Source organism: Pseudomonas ceruminis (genome assembly GCF_021602025.1).
Lineage (GTDB): Bacteria > Pseudomonadota > Gammaproteobacteria > Pseudomonadales > Pseudomonadaceae > Aquipseudomonas > Aquipseudomonas ceruminis.
On record NZ_BQHW01000022.1, the window covers coordinates 36,408 to 52,037 of the forward strand.

At 63.4% G+C, this 15,630-nt stretch carries 14 protein-coding genes; 6 read left to right on the forward strand and 8 right to left on the reverse strand.

Annotated features, from left to right (window positions below; translation table 11 throughout):
* Positions 1 to 3 precede the first annotated feature (3 nt).
* The 5 genes from lepB (at position 4) to pdxJ (ending at position 4,161) form a co-directional block, all read left to right on the forward strand.
* Entirely contained in the window at positions 4 to 858 is an 855-nt protein-coding gene (gene lepB, locus L6D80_RS22175) for a signal peptidase I (RefSeq protein ID WP_054899405.1), read from the forward strand.
* Between the two features lie 161 nt (positions 859 to 1,019).
* A complete protein-coding gene (gene rnc, locus L6D80_RS22180; protein ID WP_054899406.1) occupies positions 1,020 to 1,709 on the forward strand; it encodes a ribonuclease III in 690 nt (229 codons plus the stop codon).
* Positions 1,702 to 2,604 (forward strand): GTPase Era, encoded by a 903-nt coding sequence (era, locus tag L6D80_RS22185; RefSeq protein WP_054899407.1) that lies wholly within the window; start codon positions 1,702 to 1,704, stop codon positions 2,602 to 2,604. Before rnc ends, era begins: the two co-directional genes overlap by 8 nt.
* A gap of 89 nt (positions 2,605 to 2,693) precedes the next feature.
* A complete protein-coding gene (recO, locus tag L6D80_RS22190) occupies positions 2,694 to 3,377 on the forward strand; it encodes a DNA repair protein RecO (RefSeq protein WP_054899408.1) in 684 nt (227 codons plus the stop codon).
* 61 nt (positions 3,378 to 3,438) lie between these two features.
* A complete protein-coding gene (gene pdxJ / locus L6D80_RS22195; protein ID WP_220462597.1) occupies positions 3,439 to 4,161 on the forward strand; it encodes a pyridoxine 5'-phosphate synthase in 723 nt (240 codons plus the stop codon).
* Positions 4,162 to 4,223: 62 nt separating this feature from the next.
* Here the strand turns inward: pdxJ and L6D80_RS22200 are convergent, their stop codons facing one another.
* Both L6D80_RS22200 and L6D80_RS22205 read right to left on the reverse strand, forming a co-directional pair.
* On the reverse strand, positions 4,224 to 5,606 hold the full coding sequence (locus tag L6D80_RS22200; RefSeq protein ID WP_176515269.1) for a heavy metal sensor histidine kinase: 1,383 nt from the start codon (positions 5,604 to 5,606) through the stop codon (positions 4,224 to 4,226).
* Positions 5,603 to 6,277 (reverse strand): heavy metal response regulator transcription factor, encoded by a 675-nt coding sequence (locus tag L6D80_RS22205; RefSeq protein ID WP_054899411.1) that lies wholly within the window; start codon positions 6,275 to 6,277, stop codon positions 5,603 to 5,605. Before L6D80_RS22205 ends, L6D80_RS22200 begins: the two co-directional genes overlap by 4 nt.
* Before the next feature lie 277 nt (positions 6,278 to 6,554).
* Between L6D80_RS22205 and L6D80_RS22210 the strand changes: the two genes are divergently transcribed.
* The gene (locus L6D80_RS22210; RefSeq protein ID WP_176515267.1) at positions 6,555 to 6,758 is read left to right on the forward strand and encodes a hypothetical protein; all 204 of its coding nucleotides are present in this window, start codon (positions 6,555 to 6,557) and stop codon (positions 6,756 to 6,758) included.
* A gap of 67 nt (positions 6,759 to 6,825) precedes the next feature.
* On the opposite strand, the gene cmoB is transcribed toward L6D80_RS22210, so the two are convergent.
* From cmoB to L6D80_RS22240, 6 genes are all read right to left on the reverse strand, one after another.
* Complete coding sequence (cmoB, locus tag L6D80_RS22215; protein WP_054899413.1) at positions 6,826 to 7,782, reverse strand: tRNA 5-methoxyuridine(34)/uridine 5-oxyacetic acid(34) synthase CmoB; 957 nt, start codon at positions 7,780 to 7,782, stop codon at positions 6,826 to 6,828.
* Positions 7,779 to 8,522 (reverse strand): carboxy-S-adenosyl-L-methionine synthase CmoA, encoded by a 744-nt coding sequence (cmoA, locus tag L6D80_RS22220; RefSeq protein WP_054899414.1) that lies wholly within the window; start codon positions 8,520 to 8,522, stop codon positions 7,779 to 7,781. Before cmoA ends, cmoB begins: the two co-directional genes overlap by 4 nt.
* Positions 8,523 to 8,611: 89 nt before the next feature.
* Positions 8,612 to 9,004 (reverse strand): protease inhibitor I42 family protein, encoded by a 393-nt coding sequence (locus tag L6D80_RS22225; RefSeq protein WP_054899415.1) that lies wholly within the window; start codon positions 9,002 to 9,004, stop codon positions 8,612 to 8,614.
* Between the two features lie 169 nt (positions 9,005 to 9,173).
* Positions 9,174 to 11,600 (reverse strand): endopeptidase La, encoded by a 2,427-nt coding sequence (lon, locus tag L6D80_RS22230; protein WP_176515265.1) that lies wholly within the window; start codon positions 11,598 to 11,600, stop codon positions 9,174 to 9,176.
* Positions 11,601 to 11,733: 133 nt separating this feature from the next.
* The gene (locus L6D80_RS22235; RefSeq protein ID WP_176515263.1) at positions 11,734 to 14,145 is read right to left on the reverse strand and encodes a glucose/quinate/shikimate family membrane-bound PQQ-dependent dehydrogenase; all 2,412 of its coding nucleotides are present in this window, start codon (positions 14,143 to 14,145) and stop codon (positions 11,734 to 11,736) included.
* A 29-nt stretch (positions 14,146 to 14,174) separates the two neighbouring features.
* Entirely contained in the window at positions 14,175 to 15,521 is a 1,347-nt protein-coding gene (locus tag L6D80_RS22240; protein ID WP_176515261.1) for a carbohydrate porin, read from the reverse strand.
* Between the last annotated feature and the right edge of the window lie 109 nt (positions 15,522 to 15,630).

Below are 15,630 nucleotides of genomic sequence, written 5' to 3' on the forward strand. Positions count from 1 at the left end.
CCTATGTCGCTAAATTTCCCGCTGTTGCTAGTCATCGCCGTAGCCGTCTGCGGTCTGTTGGGCTTGATCGACCTGCTGTTCCTGGCTCCGCGCCGGCGTGCGGCAGTCGCCAACTACCAGGGCAGCGTCACCCAGCCAGAAATGGCGGTGGTCGAGCGCCTCAACAAGGAACCGCTGCTGGTCGAATATGGCAAGTCGTTCTTCCCGGTGCTGTTCATCGTGCTGGTACTGCGCTCGTTTCTGGTGGAGCCGTTCCAGATCCCTTCGGGGTCGATGAAGCCGACCCTGGAAGTGGGCGATTTCATCCTGGTGAACAAGTTCTCCTACGGCATTCGCTTGCCGGTGATCGACAAGAAGGTCATCGAAGTGGGTGACCCGCAACGCGGTGATGTGATGGTGTTCCGCTATCCAAGCGACCCGAACGTCAACTACATCAAGCGGGTGGTCGGCCTTCCGGGCGACCAGATCCGCTATACCAGCGACAAGCGCCTGTATGTCAATGGTCAGCCGATCGCCGAGCAACTGGTGGGCGCCGAGCCAGGTACCCTGGGCAGCGCCGAGCTGTACAAGGAAAAGCTGGGTGAAGCCGAGCACCTGATCCGCAAGGAAATGACCCGTTATCGCATGCCGCCGGACCAGCAGTGGACCGTGCCGGCCGGCCATTACTTCATGATGGGCGACAACCGCGACAACTCCAACGACAGCCGCTACTGGGATGACCCGAACATTCCCAAGGAGCTACACGGCATGGTTCCGGACCGGAACATTGTCGGCAAGGCCTTCGCGGTCTGGATGAGCTGGCCAGAGCCCAAGCTCAGCCACCTGCCCAACCTGTCACGGGTCGGCCTGATCCATTGATACCCATCGGCGCTGTCCTGAAGACAGCGCCGAATGCATTTCTGACATAGGCTGTGTTCTCAGGGATCGAGAGTTTCGCCGCTCGCCGCGACGGACCACAGCCAAACAGTCTTTCAGGATGTTGATTTGAACAACGCGTTGAACAACCAACGGGTGGCTGCATGAGTGCTTCCCTTGCCCGTCTCGAGCGAAAGCTCGGTTACACCTTCAAGAACCAGGACCAGATGTTGCTGGCCCTGACACACCGCAGCTATGCCGGGCGCAACAATGAGCGCCTGGAATTTCTGGGTGACGCGATCCTCAACTTCGTGGCGGGCGAGGCGCTGTTCGAGCGCTTTCCGCAGGCCCGCGAAGGCCAGCTGTCGCGCTTGCGCGCCCGCCTGGTCAAAGGTGAAACCCTGGCCCGTCTGGCCCGCGGTTTCGACCTGGGTGAGTACCTGCGCCTGGGCTCTGGTGAGCTCAAGAGCGGCGGGTTCCGTCGCGAGTCGATCCTGGCCGATGCCCTCGAGGCCCTGATTGGTGCCATCTACCTGGATGCGGACATGCAGACCGCCCGCGAGCGTATCCTGGCGTGGCTGACCGACGAATTCGAAAGCCTGACCCTCGTCGATACCAACAAAGACCCGAAAACCCGGCTGCAGGAGTTTCTGCAGTCGCGCAGCTGTGAGCTGCCGCGTTACGAGGTGGTGGACATCCAGGGCGAACCGCACTGCCGCACCTTCTTCGTCGAATGCGAAGTGGTGCTGCTGAACAACAAGAGCCGCGGTCAGGGTGTGAGCCGGCGTATCGCCGAGCAAGTCGCCGCCGCGGCTGCATTGATCGCCCTGGGCGTGGAGAATGGCAATGACTGATAACAACCCGACCCGCTGCGGTTACGTGGCCATCGTCGGCCGTCCCAATGTGGGCAAGTCGACCCTGCTCAACCACATCCTCGGCCAAAAGCTGGCGATCACCTCGCGCAAGCCGCAGACCACCCGGCACAATATGCTCGGCATCAAGACCGAAGGCGATGTGCAGGCGATCTACGTCGATACCCCCGGCATGCACAAGGCCAACGACAAGGCCCTGAACCGCTACATGAACCGTAATGCCTCGGCGGCGCTGAAAGACGTCGACGTGGTGATCTTCGTGGTCGACCGTACGCGCTGGACCGACGAGGACCAACTGGTGCTCGAGCGCGTGCAGTACGTGACCGGCCCGGTGATCCTGGCGGTGAACAAGACCGACCGCATGGACGAAAAGGCCGAGTTGATCCCGCACCTGCAATGGCTGCAGGCGCAGTTGCCCAATGCCGAAATCGTGCCCATTTCCGCTCAGCAGGGGCACAACCTCGAGTCGCTGGAAGCGCTGATCGCCAAACACCTGCCGGAAAACGAGCACTTCTTCCCCGAAGATCAGATCACCGACCGCAGCAGCCGCTTCCTCGCCGCCGAACTGGTACGTGAGAAGATCATGCGGCAGCTGGGTGCGGAGCTTCCGTACCAGATCACCGTGGAAATCGAAGAATTCAAGCAGCAGGGCCATGTACTGCATATCCATGCGCTGATCCTGGTCGAGCGAGACGGCCAGAAGAAGATCATCATTGGCGACAAGGGCGAGCGCATCAAGCGTATCGGCTCCGACGCACGCAAGGACATGGAAGTGCTGTTCGACGCCAAAGTCATGCTCAACCTCTGGGTCAAGGTCAAAGGCGGTTGGTCCGACGACGAGCGTGCGCTGCGCTCGCTGGGCTACGGCGACCTGTAAGCCCCCCGCCCGGTGCCTGGGCTGGCCTCTTCGTGGGGCGAGCCCGCTCCCACAGGGGGCGCGCCAGATCTGCGTCTGAGTAATCGCTCATGGAACAACCTGTCGGCCAACCGGCCTACGTGCTGCACAGCCGTGCCTACAAGGAAACCAGTGCGCTGGTGGACTTTTTTACGCCGCAAGGGTTGATGCGTGCGGTGTTGCGGCGCGCACGGGGCAAGGGCGGCAGCCTGGTGCGTCCGTTTGTACCCCTGGAAGTGGAACTGCGTGGGCGCGGCGAGCTGAAGAACGTCGGGCGCATGGAGAGTGTTGGTATTGCCGCTTGGCTGAATGGCGATGCGCTGTTCAGCGGGCTCTACCTCAACGAACTGCTGATGCGCCTGCTACGTGCGGAAGCACCGCAACCCGAGCTGTTCGAACACTATGCCCTGACCTTGCAGGCACTGGCTGCCGGGCGTCCACTAGAGCCGCTGTTGCGCTCCTTCGAGTGGCGCCTGCTGGAGGACCTGGGTTATGCCTTCGCGCTTGATCACGATGTCAACGACGCGCCCATCGAAGCCGATGGCTTATACCGTTTGCAGGTCGACGCGGGACTTGAACGCGTTTACCTGATCCAGCCGGGCCTGTTCAACGGCGCCGAGCTGTTGGCCCTGGCCCAGGCCGACTGGGAAGCACCCGGCGCCTTGCTCGCGGCCAAGCGCCTGATGCGCCAGGCACTGGCGGTGCACCTGGGGCCAAAACCGCTGGTCAGCCGGGAACTGTTTCGCAAGCGTTGAGCACGTCGTATGCTGTGTGGCTAAACCTTCAGGAGAGCCTTTCGTGACTCACAGCAACCGCATGCTTCTTGGCGTCAACATCGACCACGTGGCGACCTTGCGCCAGGCCCGCGGCACACGCTACCCGGACCCGGTCAAGGCCGCGCTGGACGCCGAGGAAGCGGGGGCCGACGGCATTACCGTGCACCTGCGCGAAGACCGCCGGCACATCCAGGAGCGCGACGTGGTGCTGCTCAAGGATGTGCTGCAGACCCGCATGAACTTCGAGATGGGCGTCACCGAAGAGATGATGGCCTTTGCCGAGAAGATCCGCCCAGCGCACATCTGCCTGGTACCTGAGACCCGTCAGGAACTGACCACCGAGGGTGGTCTCGATGTGGCTGGCCAGGAGGCGCGGATCAAGGCTGCGGTGGAGCGCCTGTCGCGTACCGGCGCTGAGGTGTCGCTGTTTATCGACGCAGACGAGCGGCAGATCGAAGCCTCGCGTCGTGTCGGTGCGCCGGCCATCGAGCTGCACACCGGGCGTTATGCCGACGCAGAAACCCCGACCGAAGTGGCTGAAGAGCTCAAGCGTATCGTCGATGGCGTCGCCTTTGGCGTTGGTCAGGGTCTGATCGTCAACGCCGGTCATGGCCTGCACTACCACAATGTCGAGGCCGTGGCGGCGATCAAAGGCATCAACGAGCTGAACATTGGCCACGCGCTGGTGGCCCACGCGCTGTTCGTCGGCTTCAAGGCGGCAGTGGCGCAGATGAAGGCGCTTATCGTCGCGGCCTCGCGCTGATCGAAGGCGTCGTTGCCGGTCTCTTCGCGGATGGCTCACGAAGGGGCCGGGCGACAGCCCGTCTATTCAGCCCGGAACACCAGAGAGAATCGCGTAGGCCCGGTTGGGCTGCTGTTCACCTCAACCCGCCCACCATGCAGTTGCATGATCGATTTCACGATCGCCAGGCCCAGCCCCGTGCCGCCTTCAAGCCGTGAGCGGCCTGAGCCTGCCCGGTAAAACCGCTCGAACAGCTGGGGCAGATGCTCATCGGCAATCCCCGGCCCCAGATTCGACACCGATAGCCATACCTCGTCGCCCTGCCGTTCGATGTCCAGGCTAACGGGGTGGCCCTCGGGGCTGTGCCGAATTGCATTGCTCAACAGGTTCGACAGCGCCCGTTGCAACATCAGCCTATCCGCCAATGCGGTCCCCCAGCCTTGCAGGTGCAAGGTCAATGCCTTGTGTTCGGCACTGAAGGCAAACAGCTTCATTACCTGGCTAGCCTCATCGGCCAAGGCCAGCGGTTTGAGCGCCACCGCTGTTTGTGGTTGGCTGACCTGGGCGAGGAACAACATGTCGTTGATGATGCGGTTGAGCCGTGTCAGTTCTTCGATACTGTCTGCCAGCACTTCGCGGTAGTTCTCGGTATCACGTTCGCGCGCCAGGGTGACCTGGGCCTTGCCCATGAGGTTGCTCAGGGGCGTGCGCAGCTCGTGGGCAAGGTCGTCGGAGAACTGAGACAACTGTTGCACGCCCCGATCCAGGCGGTCGAGCATCACGTTGATGCTTTTGGCCAGTTCGGCCAGCTCCACCGGCAGGCCGCTGTCCGGCAGACGGTGCTGCAGGTCCTGGGCCGATACCTGCCCGGCGATACGCCGAAAGCGGCGCAGGGGCTTTAGCCCGCGCTGCATCAGCCACCACGCGCCAGCGCCTATCAGCACCAGCAGCAGCGGCACGGCAAGCAGGGTGGAGTGCAGGTACGCCTGGAGCAGGGCACTGTCGTCGGCACGGTTGAGCGACATCATCACCCGCACCGGGGTATCGTCGCGCAGGCGCATCTGCCGGGTCACGGTCAGGATCTGGTTGCCCGCGCTGTCACGCCATTGGTGATAGCTCAGGCGTGTATCGGTGGGCAATTCGCCTACGCGGGCATCCAGGGCCGGGCCCAGGCTGAGCAGGTGAGGGTGCCGCCCCTCGAGCGCCAGCACGCTGAGGCTGAGGTTGTCGTGCCCCATCACCAGGTCGAGCAGCGGGTGGGCGCGTGTGCCCAGGTCCTCGCTGCGCAGGTCGACCCGCAGGTTGTGCTCCACCTGGAGCATCTTGCGCGCCAGGTCCTTGTGGGCGCGGCTGTCCAGCTCGTGATCGAGGGCCAGCACGGCCAGGCAGGCCAGCAACAGCACCAGGGCGGCGCCCATCAGCGTGACGCTCAGACCAAGGCGCAAGGACAGGCTGGCCTGCTTCACAGGCGTGCTTCCAGTACATAGCCAACGCCACGCAGGGTGTGGATCAGTTTGTCGTCGAACGGATCGTCGATCTTCGCCCGCAAGCGGCGGATGGACACCTCGACCACATTGGTGTCGCAGTCAAAGTTCATGTCCCACACCAGCGAGATGATCTGGGTGCGCGACAGCACCTCGCCGCTCTGGCGCATCAGCAAGTGCAACAGGGCGAACTCCTTGGCCGTCAGGTCGATACGCTGGCCGCCACGGTAGGCGCGGTGGCGACCGGGGTCCAGTTCGAGGTCGGCGACGCGCAAGGTGCTGGGCTGCAGTTGCTGATCGTTGCGGCGCAGCAGGCTACGAATACGGGCCAGCAGCTCGGGAAATTCGAACGGTTTGAGCAGGTAGTCATCGGCGCCCAGGTCCAGGCCCTTGACCCGGTCTGCCAGGCGGCCGTGGGCGGTGAGCATCATGATGCGTGTCGCCGCCTGGGCGCGCAGCTGCTGCAGCACGCTCCAGCCATCGAGCCCAGGCAGGTTGACATCGAGGATGATCAGCTCATAGGGCTGCTGGCGTGCCAGATGCAGGCCGTCGATGCCGGTGTGGGCGCAATCGACCACGTAGCCGTTTTCGCGCAGGCCTTGTTGCAGATAGTCGGCGGTACGCAGTTCGTCCTCGATGATCAGTAGGCGCATTGGGGGCTCGGGGTGCTGAAAGAGGGGGGATTCTTGAGCCTGTAGGGGCTTCAGGGTCAAGCAACGGGATGTTACGGGATGAGAATGGCCTGGCGGCGCAGATAACAGATTTGTAACGCCTATGTTATCTGGCTGTTCACCCGCGGGCGTGCCAGCGACAGCGGCCAGACCCGTTGGCACGGGGCACATTGCAAGACTGTAATGCCCGCCTCACCTTGGCGTTAGCTGCGCCTCAATAGGATGGCCTCATCTGATCGGTTATCACGAGGCAAGCACGATGAACCTGAACCAATACCTGCTGCTGGCGATCCTCACCCTGGGTAGCGCCGGCGCTCATGCCGAGGGTGGCGCAGAACGCTCTCGTCAGTTCTGGGAAGCCTTCCGCCAGGACCAGGAGCGCTTGTACGGTGACAAACAGCAGGCCGTTGCGGAGCGTGAGCGCAAGGCGCAGGACAAGGTCCGCGAGGTGGCCAAAGACTAGCGCAACACCATCTGCGATGTATCAGCTCCTCGCCGCAGGTGTATTCAGGCGCCCCAGGGCGCCCTTTTTATTTGCGCGCCAGCAGTGTGGCGCGACGTGGGGCAGGCAGCCCTTCGACGGTCTTGCTGTGATCGTTCGGGTCAAGGAAGTCAGCCAGCGACTGATAACGCATCCACTCGGTACTGCGTTGTTCTTCGATGCTGGTGACGCTGACATCGACGCAGCGCACATCACTGAAGCCTGCCCGGCGCAACCAGCGCTCCAGCGCTGGTACCGAGGGCAGGTACCAGACATTGCGCATCTGCGCGTAACGGTCCTCCGGCACCAGGACCTGCTGTTCGTCGCCTTCGATCACCAGCGTCTCCAGTACCAGTTCGCCGCCTTTTACCAGGCAATCCTTCAGCGCCAGCAGGTGCTCGATGGGCGAGCGGCGATGGTAGAAGACGCCCATGGAGAACACGGTGTCGAAGCCTTCGAGGTTGGCTGGCAGTTCTTCCAGGGCGAAGGGCAGGTGCCAGGCCGGCAGGTCGGGCAGGTACTGCTGCACAGCCTGGAACTGGCAGAAGAACAGCCAGTTGGGGTCGACGCCGATGACCATGTCGGCGCCCGCGCCAAGCATGCGCCACTGGTAGTAGCCATTGCCGCAGCCCACATCGAGCACGCGCTTGCCCTTGAGGTCCAGGTGCGGGCTGACCCGTGACCATTTCCAGTCCGAGCGCCATTCGGTGTCCACGTGCACGCCGAACAGGTCGAATGGGCCCTTGCGCCAAGGTGACAGGCCCATCAATGCCTGGCGCATCTGCGCGCGGGTGGCGTCGTCGCAGGCGCAGTCCAGGCGTAGGCCGTCCACCAGGTCGATTTCACTGGGCTGCAGTGCCGGCAGGGCCTCGAGCGCGCCGCGCCAGCGATCGAGGTCGCCGTGGCCTTTTTCCAGTTTGGCGTGCAGTTGTGCTTGCAGGCCTTGCGACCAGGAAGCCAGGGGCGTACCCGCCAGGCGGCGGACGAGGGGGGACAGATCGATCATGGCAGGGCTATCAGCGAGGCAAAATTGAGGCATTGGAACCACGGCACGACCTTGGAGAAGCCCGCTGCGCGCAGGCGCTCGCTGTGGGCTTGCAGGGTGTCTGGCTTCATCACGTTCTCGATGGCACTGCGTTTCTGGGCGATTTCCAGTTCGCTGTAGCCATTGGCACGCTTGAAGTCCAGGTGCAGTTCGTTGAGCAGGGCCTGCTCTTCGTCATCGGCAAAGCGCAGCTTTTCCGAGAGAATCAGCGCACCGCCGGGCAGCAAGGCCTGGCGGATGCGGCTGAGCAGTGCCAGGCGTTGTTCTGGGGCGATGAACTGCAAGGTGAAGTTCATCGCTACCACCGAGGCCGGTGCGAAAGGCAGGGTCAGGATGTCGGCTTCCAGTACCTGCACCGGCAACAACTCCTGGAACATGGAGTCCTGGGCGGTGAGGTATTGGCGGCAGCGTTCGACCATGGCGGCGGAGTTGTCCACCGCGATGACCCGGCAGCCGTCACTGCGCACATGGCGGCGTAGCGACTGGGTGACGGCGCCCAGCGAGGCGCCCAGGTCATACAGGGCAGTGTTCGGCTGCGCAAAGCGCGCCGCCAGCACACCGAGGTTTTCGACGATGGTCGGGTAACCAGGCACCGAGCGCTTGATCATGTCCGGGAAGACGCGCACCACATCCTCGTTGAACACGAAGTCGGGCACTTGCTCCAGAGGCTGGGCGAAAAGGCGGTCGGGTTGTTTGCTCACGGTGGGTCCAGGCAGCTGGCAATAGGCAGGGCCGGCATTCTAGCCAAACCGCGCCAAGGATGCATGATTGGCTGACCAGCGCTGTGCGTTCAGTCGACGCGAATGGCGCAATCGAAGGTCTGCACCGGGCGCACTTCCGGTGCCCAGGGTTGCTGATAAACCAGCACCAGGTGGCCTTCGCCGGCCGCACGGGCCTCGAATCGCCAGGTGGAAAGCCCGGCGTTGCCGACGATGCCGGCCTCCTCGGGCGCGCTGTAGACCTCGGGGCCGAGGCTGCGCAGGATGCTCGAAGCCGGGTTCTGCACCAGCCAGCGGTAACCCGTGGTGGGGTTGCTGGGCAGGGTCAGCGTCAGTGGCTGGCCGACCTGCAGGCGCTTAGGGCATTCGCTTTCGGCGTCCAGTTCGACGGGTTGCCTGGGGTGTTGGGCACAGGCGGTAAGCAGGGCAAGGCTCAGGGGAACGAGCAGACGAGGTGCAGTCATGGTAGCTCCTTAGGCTGGCGATGGCCTGAGGATAACCGAAGCGGGTTCAGTTTTGTGCTGCCTGGTTCGGCCCCGTCACGGTAAACCCACGCCCACTGGCACTGCACAACAGCGCTGGGCCCGTAGGCGCGCGTTTACCCGTGAAGGGCCGCATAGCGGCCCGGATGCATCAGAACAGTACCTTGGCCACGTCGGCAAAGCGCTTGGCGAAATGCACGGTCAGCCCATCACGCAGGTAGTCCGGCAACTCTTCGAAGTCCCCGCGGTTGGGTTCCGGCAGAATCAGCTCGAAGATCTTCTGCCGCCGCGCTGCAATCACCTTCTCGCGCACGCCACCAATGGGCAGTACCTGGCCGGTGAGGGTCAGCTCGCCGGTCATCGCCACCCCTTTCTTCGGCGCCTGGTCACGGGCCAGGGACAACAGCGCACTGGCCATGGTGATGCCAGCACTCGGGCCGTCCTTGGGCGTAGCGCCTTCGGGCACGTGCAGGTGGATGAATGCTTCGTTGAAGAAGGCCGGGTCGGCACCGAACTGCTTGAGGTTGGAGCTGACGTAGCTGTAGGCGATCTCGGCCGACTCCTTCATCACGTCGCCCAGCTTGCCGGTGAGCTTGAAGCCGCGGTTGAGGGTGTGGATGCGGGTGGCTTCGATCGGCAAGGTCGCGCCGCCCATGCTGGTCCAGGCCAGGCCGGTGATCACTCCCTTGCCCGCCAGCACCTGCTCGCTGCGGAATACGGGGATGCCCAGCGCGGCCTCCAGGTCCTTGGTGCCGATCTTGAGTTTGGCGTCAGGGTCTTGCAGCAACTTGACCACCGCCTTGCGCACCAGCTTGCCCAGCTGTTTCTCAAGCTGGCGCACACCGGCCTCACGGGCATAGCCTTCGATCACGGCGCGCAGGGCGCTGTCGCTGATGCTCAGGCTGGTCTTGGCCACGCCTGCCTTGTCCAGTTGCTTGGGCCAAAGGTGGCGCTTGGCGATGGCCAGCTTTTCTTCGGTGATGTAGCCGGAGAGACGGATGACTTCCATGCGGTCGAGCAATGGCCCAGGGATCGAATCCAGGGTGTTGGCGGTGCACACGAACAGCACCTTGGACAGGTCCAGGCGCAGGTCCAGGTAGTGGTCGAGGAAATCGACGTTCTGCTCCGGGTCCAGCGTCTCCAGCAGTGCCGAGGCCGGGTCGCCCTGATAGCTCTGGCCCATCTTGTCGATTTCGTCGAGCATGATCACCGGGTTCATCACCTCGACGTCCTTCAGCGCCTGTACCAGCTTGCCGGGTTGAGCGCCGATGTAGGTGCGGCGATGGCCTTTGATCTCGGCCTCGTCACGCATGCCACCCACGCTGAAACGGTAGAACGGGCGGCCGAGGGATTCGGCGATGGATTTGCCGATACTGGTCTTGCCCACGCCGGGTGGGCCTACCAGCAGCACGATCGAGCCGCTGATCTCGCCCTTCCAGGCACCAACGGCGAGGAACTCGAGGATGCGCTCCTTGATGTCATCCAGGCCGGCATGGTGCTGGTCGAGCACCTTGCGGGCATGCTTGAGGTCGAGTTTGTCCTTGCCATAAACCCCCCAGGGCAGGGCGGTGGCCCAGTCCAGGTAATTGCGGGTGACGGCGTATTCGGGCGAGCCGGTTTCGAGGATGGCCAGCTTGCCCATCTCTTCGTCGATGCGTTTCTTGGCCTGCTCCGGCAGGGTCTTGCCTTCCAGGCGCTGTTCGAACTGTTCAAGGTCGGCGCTACGGTCATCCTTGGTCAGGCCCAGCTCCTGCTGAATGACCTTGAGCTGCTCCTTGAGGAAGAACTCGCGCTGGTGTTCGCCAATCTGCCGGTTGACCTCGGCCGAGATCTCATTTTGCAGGTGCGCGACCTCGACCTCCTTGCGCAGCATCGGCAACACCTTCTCCATGCGTTTGAGCATGGGCACGCAGTCGAGCACTTCCTGCAACTGGACCCCGGTGGCGGAGGTGAGCGCTGCGGCGAAGTCGGTGAGTGGCGAGGGGTCGTTGGGGCTGAAGCGGTTGAGGTAGTTCTTCAACTCTTCGCTGTACAGCGGGTTGAGCGGCAGGAGTTCCTTGATCGCATTGATCAGGGCCATGCCGTAGGCCTTGACCTCGTCGGTGGGTTCGGCCGACTGGCGAGGGTACTCGACCTCGACCAGATAGGGGGGGCGATGGTGCTTGAGCCAAGTGCGGATGCGCACCCGGGTCAGGCCCTGGGCGACGAACTGCAGCTTGCCGTTTTCACGGCTGGCGTGGTGCACCTTGACCAGGGTTCCATACTCCGGCAACGCCGAGGTGTCGAAGTGGCGGTGATCCTCTGGCGGGGTGTCCATGAAAAACAGCGCCAGCGAGTGATGCGGGGTTTTTGCCACCAGATCGAGGGTTTCCGCCCATGGTTCTTCGTTGACGATCACCGGCAGCACCTGCGCCGGGAAGAACGGGCGGTTGTGGATCGGGATCACGTAGACCTTGTCCGGCAGTTGTTGGCCGGGCAGGGCGAGGGCATGACCATGACCGGCTTCGGTCTTGGCATCGAGGTGTTCGACTTCGCTGCGTTCGTCGGGTTGTTCCGGGAAATCTTGCTGGTCGCTCATGGGGCACCTGCGTGAATGGCTATGGTGCTTAGATGGGGCGCGGGGGGATGGGTTTCAAGCTTCATGTTTCAAGCTGCAAGCTTCACGAAAAAAGCGGGACCGTGCAGGCCCCGCTTTCTCGTGTAGCTATCGCTTAGTCAGGCAATTTGTAAGCGATGATGTAATCGCCCATCTTGGTGCCCAGCGAGCCGTGGCCACCGGCGACGATCAGTACATACTGCTTGCCGTCCTTGCCGGTGTAGGTCATCGGTGTGGCCTGGCCACCTGCCGGCAGGCGGGCCTTCCACAGTTCCTTGCCGTTGTTCACGTCATAGGCGCGCAGGTACTGGTCAAGCGTGCCGCTGAGGAAGCCGACGCCACCGGCGGTGACGATCGAGCCGCCCATGCTTGGCACACCCACCGGCAGCCCGATCGGTACCGGCGTGCTGTCACGGGTAGTGCCGTTCTTGCGCTTCCACACCACCTTGTTGGTGAACAGGTCGATGGCGGCCACATAGCCCCAGGCTGGTGCCTGACACGGTACGCCCAGCGGCGACATGAACGGGTGCATGATCACGGCATACGGCGCGCCGGTGTTCGGCTGCACACCGCTGGTTTCGCTCTCGCGCTTGCTGCCTGCGGCCACCTGCTCACGCGGTACCATCTTCGACACGAACGCCATGTAGTTGGGGGAGGTGAACAGCAGTTGGCGCACCGGGTCGACCGAGACGCTGCCCCAGTTGAACACGCCGACGTTGCCTGGGTACACCAGGGTGCCCTGTTCCGACGGCGGGGTGTACTGGCCTTCATAGCGCAGTTCGCGGAACTGGATACGGCACAGCATCTGGTCAAACGGGGTGGCGCCCCACATGGCTTGTTCGGTCAGTTCCGGGCCCAGCAGGTTGAGGTCGGAGCGGGCCTGGGTCGGCGCCGTGTGGTCGCCCTTGACCGCGCCTTGCGGCACGGGGATCTCGCGGATCGGCACGATGGGCGTGCCATCGCGGCGGTCGAGCACATACAGGCTGCCCTGCTTGGTCGGTACGATGATCGCCGGCTTGACCCCGTCCTGGGTCTTCAGGTGTACCAGGGTCGGCTGGCTGCCGACGTCCATGTCCCACAGGTCGTGGTGGGTGAACTGGTAGTTCCAGCGGGCCTTGCCGGTGGCCAGGTCCAGGGCGACGACGCCAGCGCTGTACTTCTCCGCGCCTGGGGTGCGATCGGCGCCCCACTGATCCGGGGTCTGGTTGCCCAGGGGCAGGTAAACCATGCCCAGGTCTTCATCGACGCTGGCCAGGGACCACATGTTGGCCGAGTTGCGGCTGTACATCTTGCCTGGCGCCAATGGCTTGGTGTCGTCCGGGTTGTTGCTGTCCCAGTTCCAGACCAGGCGGCCATCGTGCACGTCATAGGCGCGGATCACGCCGGACGGTTCGTTGGTCGACTCGTTGTCGGTAACGTGGCCGCCGATGATCACCAGGCTGCGGGTGACCGCCACTGGCGACGTGGAGTAGTAGCCACCGGCAGTGAACGGGCCGATACCGGTCGTCAGGTCGATCGCACCCTGGTTGGCAAAACCTTCGCAAACTTTGCCGTTGTCGGCGTTGATGGCGATCAGGCGGGCGTCAGCGGTGGGCAGGTAGAGGCGGCGTGGGCAGGCCTGGGCCACGGCCTGGCCGGCGTCCGAGACTTTCGGCGCGGGGCTGCCGTCACGGCTGACATAGGCGTTCTCGTCATAGTACGAAACGCCGCGGCAGGTCATGTGGGCAAAGCCCTTGAACGTGCCCACCGGGGTTTTGATCTGGGGGTCGAAGCGCCAGATCTCGGCACCGGTATCTGGGTCCAGGGCCAGCACCTTGCTGTGGGCAGTGCAGGCGTAGAGCATGCCGTTGGCTTTGAGCGGCGTGTTCTCGTTGGTCAGCTCGACTGGATCGTTGTCGGTGGGCAGGTCACCGGTACGGATGCGCCAGGCTTCTTCCAGGCGGTAGGCGTTCTGCGCAGTGATCTGGCGCAGCGGCGAATAGCGATCGCCGTGCTCGGTGCGGCCATAGGCCTGCCAGTCGCCATCAGGCATGGCAGGGGCGGCACTGCCCATTTCACTGTTGTCGCGGCCCAGCTCGCCAAACACCTCGCCGGGGTGGGTGAATTGGCTACCCAGCGCACAGGCGCCGGAAGCCAGCACGGCAACGCTGAGCAGGGCAGTGTTGGCCTTGGCGGCCGGCCCGATCAGCGGGCGGCGCGCCCACGGCAAGAGCAGCACCACGCCGATGGCGAACCAGAGGGCCAGGCGCGGCACCAGTTGCCACCAGTCCAGGCCCACTTCCAACAGCGCCCATACCGTGCTGCCAAGCAGCACCAGGCCGTAGAGCCCCAGGGCGATGCGGCGCTGGGCCAGCAGCAGGATGCCCGACAGGGCAAAGCCGACACCGGCGATCAGGTAATAAAGCGAGCCGCCTACCTGGCTCAGCTTGATGCCGCCCGCTAGCAGGGCCAGGCCCATCAGCAACAGCAGCACGCCTATCAGGCGCGGTAGCCAGCGGCTTCCATTCTTGGCACCGTCAGTGCTCATCGTATGTTCTCCGTTAGGTGAGAGGTTTGTCAGAAAGTGCTCTGGATCTTCAGGCCGCCGATCAGGGCGGCGTCGACCTGCGACACACCGCCCGGATGGCGGATGTACTGCAGGTTCGGGCGTACCGTGAGCCAGTTGGCCAGGTGGATGCCGTAATAGAGTTCAGCGCTGTATTCGGTGTCCTGCACCGGCAGGAAACCTGGATTGTCGTAGTCATAGAAGCCGGCGGCCTGGTTGGCCAGGCGGGCGTTCTTGCGGTAGGCGGGGTTGGCGTGCACGCGGGCGAGGGCGAAACCGATGTCGTCCTTGGCGCGGGCGTCGAAGGGGCCCTTGTATACCAACCCTGCTTGAACATAGTTGTCGATGGCATTGGTCTTCTTGTCGTGGACCGTGGCGTTGGCGAACAGGCTCAGGCCGCGCGAGTGGTCAGAGGCCAGCGAAGTCACCTGCTGCTGGGCGCCGATCCAAAGGCCGTGCTTGCTCGAACTGCTGCGATAGGCGGCGCCGCTGATGGCGGCCGGCTGACCGTTGCTGTCCTTTAGAACATCCTGTGCCTTGGCATTACTGTAGTAGTACCCGGCGCGATATTCCCCTTTAAGGTCATTGACCGTCGGGCTCCACACCAGTTCGACCGGCATCACGGCGCCCTGGGTGCCGCTGCCGCTGAGCTTGAAGCCATTGCCCGACTCGAGGTTGGAGGGGTTCTGCTCGAACACACCGACCTGTGCGTAGAGCTGGTCATTGAGGTTGTAACGCACGCGCAGGGCCCACTGGCTGACCGGCCAGTTGTACCAGATGCCCCCGACCCAGTTGCCCACCTGCGAGCCGCAGAAGGCCAGGTTCTGGAAATCACAGGGGAAGCTGTTGAAGTCTTCGCCCTCGCCGAAACGGCCGAATTTCACGTCCAGGGCGCCATCGAAGTACTTCTGTTTGACCCACAGTTGGGTGAGCCGCCAGGTTTGTCCACGGCCCCAGACTTCCTGGGCCGAGGTGAAACCGCCGACACGCGGATCGTTGATGCGGTCATTGCTGATGTTGTTGCCGTGGCGTTCGGTGATGGTCAGCTGCAACTCGGTATCGTGCCACCCGAGGATCTTTTCCAGGTCCAGGTGGCTGCCGAAGGTGAACTGGTCGCTGTAGCGTGCGCTGCGATCGTGGTCGTAACCGCCGTGCAGGTTGCTGCCCATTTCGCCGGTGTAGCCCAGGGTGAAGTCGTAGCCTGCTTCCAGCAGCGTGCTGCGGGTGCCACCCCAGTCCCCGAGCATCCAGGGGGAGTCGCTGGCGAACGGTTCGCTGGCGCTGGCAGTGGCGGACCAGCCCGCAGCGAGTGCGATGAGGGCGAGTCTGGAGTAACGGGTATCGGGCAGTTGAAACATGAGATAGCGCTATCTTTTGATTATTGAAAAAACGGCAAGCGCACCGAGGAGGGGCTCTTCGATGAAAATGGCAACAAGGTATGCGGGATGAAGCGATTCAGCTTGCGGC